Source organism: Christiangramia crocea, assembly GCF_022410465.1.
In the GTDB taxonomy this organism is placed as follows: Bacteria; Bacteroidota; Bacteroidia; order Flavobacteriales; family Flavobacteriaceae; genus Christiangramia; species Christiangramia crocea.
Map to the genome: position 1 here is coordinate 51,068 of NZ_JAJSON010000008.1, position 11,825 is coordinate 62,892.

The 11,825-nt window shown below is 42.1% G+C and carries 13 protein-coding genes; 11 read left to right on the forward strand and 2 right to left on the reverse strand.

The window, feature by feature from the left end; translation table 11 throughout:
- Positions 1-3: 3 nt before the first annotated feature.
- Genes LU635_RS02545 through LU635_RS02580 form a run of 8 tightly spaced genes read left to right on the forward strand, consistent with a single transcriptional unit; the run spans position 4 to position 5,265 of the window.
- Positions 4-525 (forward strand): DUF421 domain-containing protein, encoded by a 522-nt coding sequence (locus tag LU635_RS02545; RefSeq protein WP_423738483.1) that lies wholly within the window; start codon positions 4-6, stop codon positions 523-525.
- Positions 522-788, forward strand: a complete 267-nt coding sequence (locus LU635_RS02550) for a SemiSWEET transporter (RefSeq protein WP_240095876.1) — start codon at positions 522-524, stop codon at positions 786-788. Before LU635_RS02545 ends, LU635_RS02550 begins: the two co-directional genes overlap by 4 nt.
- Positions 789-820: 32 nt before the next feature.
- Entirely contained in the window at positions 821-1,519 is a 699-nt protein-coding gene (gntA, locus tag LU635_RS02555) for a guanitoxin biosynthesis heme-dependent pre-guanitoxin N-hydroxylase GntA (protein WP_240095878.1), read from the forward strand.
- A 5-nt stretch (positions 1,520-1,524) separates the two neighbouring features.
- Positions 1,525-2,142: an FMN-binding negative transcriptional regulator gene (locus LU635_RS02560; RefSeq protein WP_240095880.1), complete on the forward strand. Its 618-nt coding sequence runs from the start codon at positions 1,525-1,527 to the stop codon at positions 2,140-2,142.
- A 12-nt stretch (positions 2,143-2,154) separates the two neighbouring features.
- Positions 2,155-2,766 carry a DNA polymerase ligase N-terminal domain-containing protein gene (locus tag LU635_RS02565; protein ID WP_240095882.1) on the forward strand — a complete coding sequence of 204 codons (612 nt, stop codon included), beginning with the start codon at positions 2,155-2,157 and terminating at the stop codon, positions 2,764-2,766.
- Positions 2,759-3,760, forward strand: a complete 1,002-nt coding sequence (gene ligD, locus LU635_RS02570) for a non-homologous end-joining DNA ligase (protein WP_240095884.1) — start codon at positions 2,759-2,761, stop codon at positions 3,758-3,760. Before LU635_RS02565 ends, ligD (LU635_RS02570) begins: the two co-directional genes overlap by 8 nt.
- A 1-nt stretch (position 3,761) precedes the next feature.
- On the forward strand, positions 3,762-4,682 hold the full coding sequence (gene ligD, locus LU635_RS02575; RefSeq protein WP_240095886.1) for a non-homologous end-joining DNA ligase: 921 nt from the start codon (positions 3,762-3,764) through the stop codon (positions 4,680-4,682).
- 1 nt (position 4,683) lies between these two features.
- A complete protein-coding gene (locus LU635_RS02580; RefSeq protein ID WP_240095888.1) occupies positions 4,684-5,265 on the forward strand; it encodes a DUF1989 domain-containing protein in 582 nt (193 codons plus the stop codon).
- On the opposite strand, the gene LU635_RS02585 is transcribed toward LU635_RS02580, so the two are convergent.
- Together LU635_RS02585 and LU635_RS02590 are read right to left on the reverse strand one after the other, a co-directional pair.
- Positions 5,255-5,980: a TerC family protein gene (locus LU635_RS02585; RefSeq protein WP_240095941.1), complete on the reverse strand. Its 726-nt coding sequence runs from the start codon at positions 5,978-5,980 to the stop codon at positions 5,255-5,257. The genes LU635_RS02580 and LU635_RS02585 overlap by 11 nt on opposite strands.
- A 96-nt stretch (positions 5,981-6,076) precedes the next feature.
- A complete protein-coding gene (locus LU635_RS02590; RefSeq protein WP_240095890.1) occupies positions 6,077-6,562 on the reverse strand; it encodes a hypothetical protein in 486 nt (161 codons plus the stop codon).
- A gap of 243 nt (positions 6,563-6,805) precedes the next feature.
- Here LU635_RS02590 and LU635_RS02595 point away from each other — a divergent pair, with 243 nt between their 5' ends.
- The 3 genes from LU635_RS02595 (at position 6,806) to LU635_RS02605 (ending at position 11,777) form a co-directional block, all read left to right on the forward strand.
- Positions 6,806-8,116 carry an aminotransferase class V-fold PLP-dependent enzyme gene (locus LU635_RS02595; RefSeq protein WP_240095892.1) on the forward strand — a complete coding sequence of 437 codons (1,311 nt, stop codon included), beginning with the start codon at positions 6,806-6,808 and terminating at the stop codon, positions 8,114-8,116.
- A gap of 242 nt (positions 8,117-8,358) precedes the next feature.
- Positions 8,359-10,248, forward strand: coding sequence for an ATP-dependent nuclease (locus LU635_RS02600; protein WP_240095894.1), 1,890 nt, complete (start codon positions 8,359-8,361; stop codon positions 10,246-10,248).
- Entirely contained in the window at positions 10,248-11,777 is a 1,530-nt protein-coding gene (locus LU635_RS02605) for a UvrD-helicase domain-containing protein (RefSeq protein ID WP_240095896.1), read from the forward strand. The genes LU635_RS02600 and LU635_RS02605 overlap by 1 nt, the downstream gene beginning before the upstream one ends.
- The last annotated feature ends 48 nt before the right edge of the window (positions 11,778-11,825 follow it).

Here is an 11,825-nt window from a genome sequence, read left to right on the forward strand (position 1 = left end):
GATATACACAAATGGTTTATATACGATGAAAATGAATTTATTGCGATAGTACTTACCGCGATCGGGATCTATCTGGCGGTCATAATTTTTACACGACTGGCGGGAAAAAGAAGTTTCTCGAAAATGTCCAGTTTCGATTTTGCGATGACCGTTGCCATAGGTTCCATGATCGCAACAACGGTACTTTCTTCCGGAGTGAAATTATGGGACGGGATTATTGGCATTGGCGCGGTTTATATTTTACAGATAGGCGTAGCCCTGCTCAGGAGGTTCAAAGTGGTAAAAAAGGTAGTGGACAATTCTCCATTGCTTCTTATGGAAGGGGAAAATATCCTGGAAGACAACCTCAGGAAAGCCAGGGTAAGTGAGGCCGACCTGCGCTCTAAACTCAGGGAGGCGAATGTTTTAAAATTCGACCAGGTGAGGGCCGTGATCTTTGAAACAACCGGGGATATTTCGGTGCTGCATACAGATGATCCGCAGGTCCAGATAGAGGAATGGTTATTAAAGGATGTTGAAAGATGAGCCTGAGCAATGAGGAAATACTGGGGCTGGTTGCGGGAGTATGTACTACTATCGCTGTGATCCCACAGATAAAAAAGGCATGGAAGACCAAAAAGGTCAAGGATGTATCCCCGGGAATGTTTGCCATCCTGATGCTGGGTGTTGGTTTATGGGTGGTATACGGGATCGTGCAGAACGACCTTCCCATTATCGCCACCAATGGGGTCTCACTGGGACTTAATTCGGTCATGATGTACCTGATGATCCGTTACCGGGAAAAATAGAATGAAAAAGAAAATTAAGAGGAAAGAGATCTATGAGATTAGTAGAAGACAGACCAGAGTTGAAAAAAGTGAAGGAATACTCTGATGAGAAAATGTTGAAAAGACAGTTCGAGGATTTTATCCTGGAGAACGACCACCCATGCGTCATGGCGCAGACCGTCTTCAGTATGGAGCAGGTGGAACTGCATGCTTATAAGGATTTTGGCTCGGCCGGGGCTGCACGGAAGCTGATAAAAGACCTGGAAGAATATGTGGCCGGCTACGATTTTGAGTCGAACGATTTCAGGACTTTTCTGGCAGTCTTTCCTGATTCGCCAAATTATTCCGAAATTGAATTCGAAAAGCGGCTCTGGAAACAGCTGAAGGCTTTGAATGAAGCTGATAAGTGCGATTGGGATGCCCGGGTAAGTTCAGATCCTGAAAGCGAACATTTCAGTTTCAGCATTGCAGGCAGGGCATTTTATATTGTAGGCATGCATCCCGGAGCCTCAAGAAAGGCAAGGCAGAGCCCCTGCACGGCCATCGCGTTCAACCTGCACTGGCAGTTCGAGAAGTTGAGGGAAATGGGAACTTATGAGACCGTTCGGGATAAGATAAGGGAACGTGATAAGGAATTGCAGGGGAATATTAACCCCATGCTGGAAGATTTTGGAAAAAGAAGTGAAGCGAGGCAGTACAGCGGAAGAGAGGTTGGTGATGACTGGAAATGTCCCTTTCACCATAGCAAATAAATTATATGTACAGACCACCAAAATACCGGAAAGACGATAAGGAGTTCATCTTCTCATTTATTGAAGAGAATCCGTTTGCGAGTTTTATCCTGAAAGGCGAAAGACTGCTCGCAACCCATATTCCGGTGCTTGCTGAAGGCAATGCGGAAGACTTCAGGCTGTATTCACATATCGCCAACCATAATGAACAGAAAGCATTCATAGAGGACGGGGCAGAGGCGCTGCTCATCTTTCATGGCCCCCACGCTTATGTTTCGTCGTCATGGTATAAGGAAAAGGATATAAGCACCTGGGATTACACGGCGGTACATGTGAATGCGAGGATAAGGATGCAGACTGCTGAAGAGCTGGAAGCTTCACTTGAAAGAATGGTGGAACGATTTGAAAAGAAGCAGGAAAGTCCGCTTTATTATAAGGATATCCCAGAGCTCATGCTGAAGGAACACCTGCCGCTTATCACCGGTTTCTGGCTGGAGCCTTTCAAAATTGAGGGAGTGGCAAAACTGCACCAGGCCTATGCTAAACATGATATAGCCGCGGTCACCAAAAAGCTGGATAAGTCAGACTCCTCCATGGAGCGTGAGCTTAGCGCGGCGATAAGAAAAGAGAACAAGACAGATTAAATCTTTTGAAAGATGGGAAAGAAAGGATTTTTAGAGAAGTATCACCGGAAGCGAAATTTCGATATCTCGTCTGAACCTTTCGGCGATGAAAGCAAAAAGAAGGATAAGGACAAACAGATCTTCGTGATACATAAGCACGATGCTACCAACCTGCATTTCGATTTCAGGCTGCTGGTAGACGGGGTGCTTAAAAGCTGGGCGGTTCCCAAAGGTCCTTCCACCGATCCCAAAGTGAAACGACTGGCCATTCCCACTGAAGACCACCCGCTGGAATATGCCGATTTTGAAGGCGTGATCCCCGAGGGGCAGTATGGCGGGGGAACGGTGATGGTATGGGATGCCGGGAAATTCGACAATGATAAGAAGGACGATGAAGGCAATCCTATCCCGATGGAAGAACAGATAAAGAACGGGCATACCACCTTTATTCTCCATGGAAAGAAACTAAAAGGCGGTTACACCCTCATAAGGACCTCAAAAGGGGATGATGAAAAATGGTTCCTGAAAAAGGTGGATGATGAGGAAGCCGATGCCCGACGCAATCCCGTTAGTACCGAGAATGAATCGGTGCTTACCGGAAGGAGCATGGACGAGATCGCAAAAGAAGAGAAAAAGGATGACTGATGCGCTCAGGGAAATACCGGAAGAGCTTCAGGAGAAGCTGAAAAAGAAAAAGCAGCCGGACTGGATGTCGCCCATGCTGGCAAAACTTACCCATGAGGTATTTTCAGATGAGCACTGGATCTTTGAGCGAAAACTGGACGGGGAGCGCTGCCTTATCTTTAAGAAAGGCAAAGAGGTGAACATCATGTCCCGAAACAAGAAGAACCTGAACGCGGTCTATCCCGAGATAGTTTCGGCACTGGAAGAGCAGAAGACGGGTAACTTTATAGCCGACGGGGAGATGGTAGCCTTCAAGGGAAAGATCACCAGTTTTGCTGAACTACAGAAGCGCATGCACCTTAAAAAGGAGAAGGAAGTAAAGAACAGCAAGACAAAGGTCTATTTCTACTTTTTTGACCTGATGTTCCTGGAAGGCCATGACCTTACTAAATTACCGCTTACCGAAAGAAAGAAGCTGCTCAACAACAGCATAAGTTTTAAAGACCCCTTACGCTTCACTGCGCATCGCAACGAGAAGGGCGAGGAATTCTATAAGGAAGCCTGTAAAAAGAAATGGGAGGGCCTTATCGCCAAAAAGGCCGACAGCAGTTATGCGCACAGCCGCTCTTCCAACTGGCTTAAGTTCAAATGCGAGAATCAGCAGGAATTCGTGATAGGCGGTTATACCGATCCGCAGGGGGAAAGAAAGGGCTTCGGGGCTTTGTTGCTGGGATTCTATGAGGATGGAGAACTGCAGTATGCCGGGAAAGTAGGCACGGGTTATACCGATAAGATGCTGGAAGAGCTTCAGGCGAAAATGTCAGAAATAGAAGTAGACGAACCGGCATTTGCGAAGAACGGCGACCTGCCCGCTAAGAACGTACACTGGCTGAAACCCAAGATGGTGGGCGAGGTGGCCTTTACCGAGTGGACAAAGACGAACAAATTAAGGCATCCCCGTTACCTGGGCCTGAGACGGGACAAGAAAGCAAAGGATGTTATAAAAGAAGCATAAAATGGGAGAGGAAAAGAAATTTGGCAGCCATAGTTTTGAGGTGAGCAACCTGGATAAGGTCTTCTTTCCAAAGGAAGGCTATACCAAGGGCGACCTTATAGATTACTACGAAAAGATAGCCGATACCATGCTGCCCTATATCAAGAACCGGCCACTCACCATGATAAGGTTTCCCAACGGGATAGAAGACAAGCAGTTCTACCAGAAGGATGCGCCCGATTATTTCCCGGCGTGGATAAAGACAAAGGCCATTGAGAAACAGGAGGGTGGCACCACCAATTATGTGGTATGCAACGATAAGGCGACCCTGGTGTATCTCGCCAACCAGGCCTGCATCACTCCGCATATCTGGCTGAGCCGGCAGGACAGGCTGGATTTCCCGGACAGGATGATCATAGACCTGGATCCTTCGCATGATGATTTTGGTGAGGTAAAGGATGCCGCGAAAAAGATCAGGGAACTGCTGGGAGAGGAGCTGGGACTGCCGCTTTATCTTATGACCACCGGTTCACGCGGGCTGCATATCGTGGTGCCCATGAAACGGACCCGGGATTTTGATGAGGTTCGCAAATTTGCCCAGAAGGCGGCGAGGTTCCTGGAACAGGAATATCCCGATACCATGACCACGGCAGCGAGGAAGAACAAGCGGGGGGATAAGCTTTTTCTCGATGTTGGCAGGAACGCTTTCGGGCAGACGGGCGTGGCTCCCTATTCAGTAAGGCCGATCAATGGCGCGCCGGTGGCGACCCCGCTGGACTGGGACGAGCTGGACCGTTCTTCCCTTTCGGCGCAGAGCTATAACATAAAGAACATTTTTAACAGGCTGGGCAGTAAGGAAGACCCATGGAAAGATATGGACGCTTCAGCAGTGAGCCTTACTGCAGCCAGAAAGGAACTCAATAATATATTCAAGGAAAATTAGGATGACGCAGGTGATCGAAAAACAAAGCGGAACCGCTTTCAGAATAAAAAAAGGACAGAAACTAAAGGTTACAGACCCCCAGGGCGGGCAGGTGAGCGATATGGTGCTCTTCAATGCCGAAGACAAAAGGGAAAAGATCTCCAGTGGCAAGACCCTGGATTTCGAGGAAAACATACTTATCACAAAGGGTGATTTTCTATGGAGCAACCGCAGCAATAAGATGATGAAGATCCTGGAAGATACCAATGGCAGGAACGATTTCCTGCTGGCGCCCTGCAGCCCCGAGACCTTTAAGATCATGTACAATAATAACGAATATCATCCCAGCTGTTTCGAGAACCTCTATACCAGCCTGGAGCAGTACGGGATAGAACCCGATGATATCCCCACGGCCTTCAATATCTTTATGAACGTACAGTTTGAGCCTGACGGAAAGCTTAGCGTGGAACCGCCATTAAGCAAAGCCGGCGACCATGTGCTCTTTGAGGCGCAGATGGACCTTATCGTGGGGCTTACCGCCTGCTCGGCCGAAGACAGCAACGGCGGCAGTTTTAAGCCCATTCATTACGAAATTACTGACTAGTATTCTTTTTACGGTACCTCATGTTAAGCATCTCTATGGCTAGAGAGAAGAAGACCGCGAAATAGATATAACCCTTAGGCACATGATAATGCGCGCCTTCCACGATAAGCATCACACCTATCAGGATAAGGAATGAAAGGGCGAGTATCTGTATGGTAGGGTGCTGGTTCACGAATTCCCCTACCGGTTTGGCGAAGATCATCATTACAATTATGGCGACGACCACCGCGATCACCATCAGGATGATCTCATCGGTAAGTCCCACTGCGGTTAGTATGGAGTCAAAAGAGAATACAAGGTCCAGCAAGACTATCTGTACGATGGCGGTGCTGAAGCTCATGGTCTTGTTTACCTTTTTCCCGGTCTCGTCTTCCTCATACTGGCCTTCCACCTTATGATGTATCTCCAGGGTAGACTTTACCAGCAGGAAGACACCACCGGCTATGAGGATGATGTCGCGCCAGCTCAGCTCAAAGTCGGCGACGGTGAGTATGGGTTCTGTAAGGCCAATGATCCAGGCGATACTCAAAAGCAGGAGTATCCTCATGACAAGGGCGATGGTAAGACCTCCCAGCCGGGCCTTCTTCTGGCTCTCTTCCGGCACTTTTCCGGCTACCAGGGAGATAAAGATGATGTTATCTATTCCAAGTACTATTTCCAGAAAGGTCAGGGTAAGCAGGGCTACCCAGGTATCGGGCTGTAAGAAGATCTCCATGTCGAAAATTGGTTGATAAGCCGCTAAATTATGCAAAAACCCACGCTTTTCGGTTAAAATTATGCAAAGGAAGGGAGGGACTTCGGTAAAATACTGTTAATCAAAGCCGAACTTAACAGAGACCCCTCCATAGACCGAGACCTGGAAGAAATCATAATCGGTGCGCCAGCGCGATTCCCCGCGGGCATAGATAAAAAATCGGTCAAAGTGGTATTCTAACCGGGTGTTGATGGCCAGGGAAGGGTAGGTCTTCCAGGGGCGGCGTATAAAGGAAAAGCTGAGGTCGGCGACGGGGATAAGCATTTTTCCGGGCCTGAAGACATAACCGGGATTCACACCCATGGACTCGTACCTGATGGCAGCAAAGGTCTCGTAATAGGCCAGGATGCTGAAACCCGCGTTGCGGTAACCCACGCTCAGGGTACCGTCGTAGGAGGCGTCGTTCACGGTCCCGCCAAAGATCGCGTTGCGAACGTCCACGCCGGTGCTAACAAAGAAGTAGTCTTCATCGCGGGTAAGCCAGTACTGGGCGAAGCTGTGTGCCGGGAGCAGCAGTAGAAGAAGGAAGAGAAGTCTTTTCATTGCACAGGGACCAAATGGGGGCTATTTCGTGTTCATTCTGAAAGGCTTATGAATATACATCATAATTGGGAATTGAGAAGCGACAAAATAGAACAACGGTAAAAATATAAATGCCCTGGGATCCTGACAGGTGATATGTATAGGGCTTTAAATCAAATAGTTAAACAGGTTTATCTTGAGTTTTTCATAGGTTGTCTTCCTTCAATTGACTAAATTGTATGCTTATTTTTTAAATTTTCTCTTATGGACAGACGCAGTTTTTTAAACCGTACCGGAATTGCCATGGGGGCAGGGATCGGCCTCCCCGCTCTAAGCGCTTTTGAAAGCATTACTCCCCGGGAGCTAATTGATCGTGATATCCCCGGGAGCTGGGGCGATCTCAGGGATATGTTCCAGCTGGAACCCGGCAGGATACATATGGCCCTTATGCTGCTGGCTTCCCATCCCCGGCCGGTGCAGAACGCCATCGCCAGGCACAGGGAAAATTTTGATAATAACCCGGCAGAGTACTGGGAAAGTAATTATATGGCCGCGGAACCCAGGGTGATTGCCGCCGCCGCGGAATATATGAATGCCGATCCCTCTGAGGTCGCGCTCACCGATAGCACCACCCAGGGCCTGGGAATATTGTATACGGGCTTTAAACTTAAGGAAGGCGAGGAGATACTTACCACCATCCACGACCATTACTCCACCGAAAAATCACTGGAGTTCGGGGCAGAGAGAAGCGGCGCAAAGATCAAGAGGATAGCTCTTTACGATGAGCCCTCTCAGGTATCGGCCGATGAGGTGCTAAGCAGGATCAAAAAGAACATCACTCCCAAAACCCGGCTTGTGGCGGTTACCTGGGTGCATTCCTGTACCGGGGTGAAACTGCCCGTAAAGAAGATAAGCGGACTCATTAAGGAATTGAACAGCTCTAGGGCAGAAGAAGAGCGTATCTATTTCGCGGTAGACGGGGTGCATGCCTTTGGCCTTGACAATATAGACATCCAGGATCTTGGCTGTGACTTTTTAGCGGCCGGCACCCATAAATGGCTGTTTGGTCCACGGGGCACCGGGATCTTATTTGCGAAGAAAGATGCCCATGACATGGTGGTTCCCGTGATCCCGGCCTTCTCGGCCGCGTACGGGGAATGGCTGGGCGTTGTGCCCAAGGACCAGCTTAACTTTAGTCATTTGAATTCTCCCGGTGGTTTCCATGCTTTTGAACACCGCTGGTCCCTTGATGAGGCCTTTAAGCTTCATATGAACACGGGCAAGGAAAATATCGCCGCGAGGAGCAAAAAGCTGAATACGATGCTTAAGGAAGGCATGAGCGAGATGGCTCATGTGAGATTGCTAACGCCGGTCTCCGACGAATATTCAGAGGCCATCAACTGCTTTGAAGTGGATGGATTAAGCCCGGGCGAGACGGTACAAAAACTTCATGAAAAGAAGATCATAGCGAGCAGCTCACCTTACCGGAAGAGCTATGCCAGGCTTACTCCAAGTGTGATCAATACCGAAGAGGAGGTGGAACAATGTCTTAAGGCAATTGAAGAATTGGCGTAAAATTTAATTTTAATATTGGAACCCGGAAGCTGCTGGCTTGCCGGGGTTTCTTATTCATAGATAACCGCTTTTATGGGCAATTGTTAGTTAAATTGTTGAAAACGATTTTACAGGAAAGCGTTATAGAATAAAAAAATGGCTGTAGTTTTATAAAAACATCATGTTATGCCACGAATCTCATTGGTAAAGAGAAAAAAATTAGTGGATATAACGAGTTAGCGTTCATTTTTCAATAAAATTAGATGTATATATCCAAATTAGAAATAAAGAATTACAAAAATTTTAGAGATTTTGAGATTCAATTAAAGCCCCTAACCTTAATAATTGGAGAAAATAATATTGGTAAATCGAATTTACTAAACTGTTTAGGTTTAATCTTCAGCCAAGATGTTTCAATATATAAAAAACGAAATCTAGAAATTTCAGATTTTAATTATGACTGTATATTAAATTATAAAAGAGACGTTCTTAATAATGAAAAACCCATAGAGGAGATTGAATTTCCAGAAATTGAAATTGCTGCTACATTAAAGGATTGGAATACTGATCAAGAATCAGTTATAGGTGATTGGTATATAAATGAAGAATTAACAGAAGCTAAACTAACTTACATCTATTCTCCTGTTTCTTCATTTAATCAATTAGAAGAGTTACAAAATCAAAGAGATTTCATAAATGCTTTTAAGAAAGATATCGGTGCTGAAAAACTTTCGCAATTTTCTGAAAAAGATTTACTTGATTTAATTAATTTCCCCATATCTAAATACTACTATTCAATAATTGGAGGAAATCAAAATGAAACGCAAGCAAACGCTTACCATCTTAATCAATTAAAATTTGAACTATTAGATGCTTTAAGAGATGCTAAAACTGAATTATCTGCAAATAACAGAGGCAACCTTTTATTTAGAGTTTTAAACGCGAAAGAAGAAAACGAATATCAAGACTTAAAAAAACAGTTAGTTGGTTTACAATCATCAATACAAGAAAACACAGCCATTCAGAGTATTATCTCTGGTATTTCAACTCAATTAGATAAGGTATCATTATCGACTGAAAACTCTAATAATGAAATTGATTTAATCTTCTCGTTGCCAAATGTTGAAGATATTCTAAAAAAGTTAAGTCTTATTTACGGAGAAAACCCTCTAAAAATTGAACATAATGGAACAGGTCGTAATAATTTACTTTTTATGTCCCTAATCCTATCATACATTGAAGATCCTAATTCAGCACAAAGTAATTATTTTAGAGTAGTAGGTATTGAAGAACCGGAATCTCATCTACACGCAAATTTACAGAACCATCTAGCTTCCAATATAGAATCCTTAATTAAATTAGAGGGTTCAGCAGAATATAGAAAAGATATTCAACTACTATTGACTTCTCATTCAAATCATATTACTACTAAAATAAAATTTGAAAGTACTGTGGTTTTATATAATAAAGATGGAAACTTAGCTACTCATTATGTTCTACAAGGATTTTCAACTAATGCAGAAGACACAAAGAGAGTTAAATATTTAAGAAAGTACTTAGATTCTGAAAATATAAATCTTTTCTATTCCAGAAAAATTGTTTTAGTCGAAGGAATCTCAGAAAAACTCCTATTCCCAGTATTTTTTGAAATTGAAAAATCCGAAACTATGGATAAATTGAGTACTTGCATAGTTAACGTGAACGGATTAGCTTTTAAAAACTTTTTGGATTTAATAAAAAACGGATATCATACGAAATGTTTGGTTTTAACGGACAGTGATAGACATACCAAAGCTGAAGATAGAGCTGAGAATTTAGTGAAAGAATACTCTAAATTTAATGTAATTTCAATTTGCATAAGTTCTGAGTCGACTTTTGAGAAAGATATTATAGCGTGTAATAAGAGTGGTTTAGGGAAAGAAATTTTAATTAAAGTACTAAAATTAGTGAGACCAATTTCAGGTAAAACTTACGACGAGGGACTTGGAGAAGATGATATAAATATAGAAGATTACTTTTCTCTTATTGAAAATTTTAAATCTGATTTTGCATTTCAATTATCATTGGAGCTACAAGAAAACAATAATGGTTTCATTATTCCTAAATATATAAAATCAGGAATTTCTTTCTTAAATCCTGAAACAACTGATTAATGCTTAAAAAGCCAAAGCTTGTTATTGCTGGTCCTGGTGCCGGAAAAACTTTTGGAATGGTGAATGAAATTATTCATTCATTAAGTAAGCTGTCTCCAGCAAGGTATATGATTGTAATTACTTATACTAATTCAGCAACTAATAATATCAAAGACAGATTAGCTAAACGCATTCAAATACCACCAAATTTATTTATTGGAACAATGCATTCCTTTTTAAATAAGTTTATTGTCATTCCTTTCTCTTCTTTCCATAATAATGAAATTAAAGGTGAGAAACTTTTTATTCAGTGTCAAACAGATGATATTTTTGAGAAACTAAAAAAGGAATCGGGAAAAACATATGATTTTAAAGTAGCAAATTTCATCAAAAAAAAGATTCGAATTTCAATGCAGAAAAACGGCTATATAACTTATGACCAAACTGTCACATTAGCTAAGGAATGTTTTGAGAATAAAAGAATTAAAAGAATTATTTCAAATCGTATTCAATATTTATTTGTAGATGAATTTCAAGATACTAGTAATAATATTTTTTATATCATAGATTCAATTAGGAAAGAGAAAATGACTCAAATATATTGTGTTGGTGATCCCGAACAATATATTCAGAGTTTTGCTTCAACTATTAAAAACTTTAGTAACATCCCCATCTTAAAATCTTCAAAATCCAAATCTTATGAATTGAGTGTTAATAACTCAAATTACCGCACAACTGAATCTATTACAACTTTTCTTAACAATTTTAATGGTAGAAATTTTGGATCAGTTACTTTCAAGCAAAATTGTATTAACAAAAGTGAAAGTGTACCTGTAAAATTTTTAAACGAATTTGAGAATGTCTCAAATTTGGTTCCACCTTTTTTTAGCGAATGCGATAAACTAAACATAGGTAATAATGATAGATGTATACTTGCTAAGAAAAATGATATAGTCAGAAGAGTTATCTCTGCTCTAGATGATAATTATATTCCACCTCTAAAAAGTAATAATCTAAATCCTATTAAGGAGATTATGGCTACACTACTTTCCTCATTGAATTTAAATCAATCTGAATATTTGAAAAAATACAACTCGTCAATTTTTGATTTAAGAAAAATTTGTATTCAAATATTAAAGAGAATAAAGGATGGTACGATTTATAATGAAAATACTTTTTTTAATTATGTAAGAACGGAATTTGAATTAGACATTAAAACTACCGTACCCGTTAAAATTCAAAATCTTAGAATTAATAATTCCACAATTTCCAAAAAAGATGCTGTAGTTGTTTCTAACATACATAATTATAAAGGCCTTGAATCTGAAGCAGTTTTAGCTATTGCTAAAACAGAAGAGGAATTACTATTATGGATTGAAACAGATCAAAAAATTAGAGATTCTAAAAGGAATATAGAAACTACAGATTATCCAAGATTAGGATATGTTGCATTCAGTAGAGCAAGGAAATTATTATGTATTTCCTGCTTAGAGAAAATTTCCAATGAAACAGAAAAAAAATTAAATGCATTGGATGTTCAAATTATATAATAGAAAGAAAAACGAAACGCTAACAACGGTTATCACAAATAGCGGGTA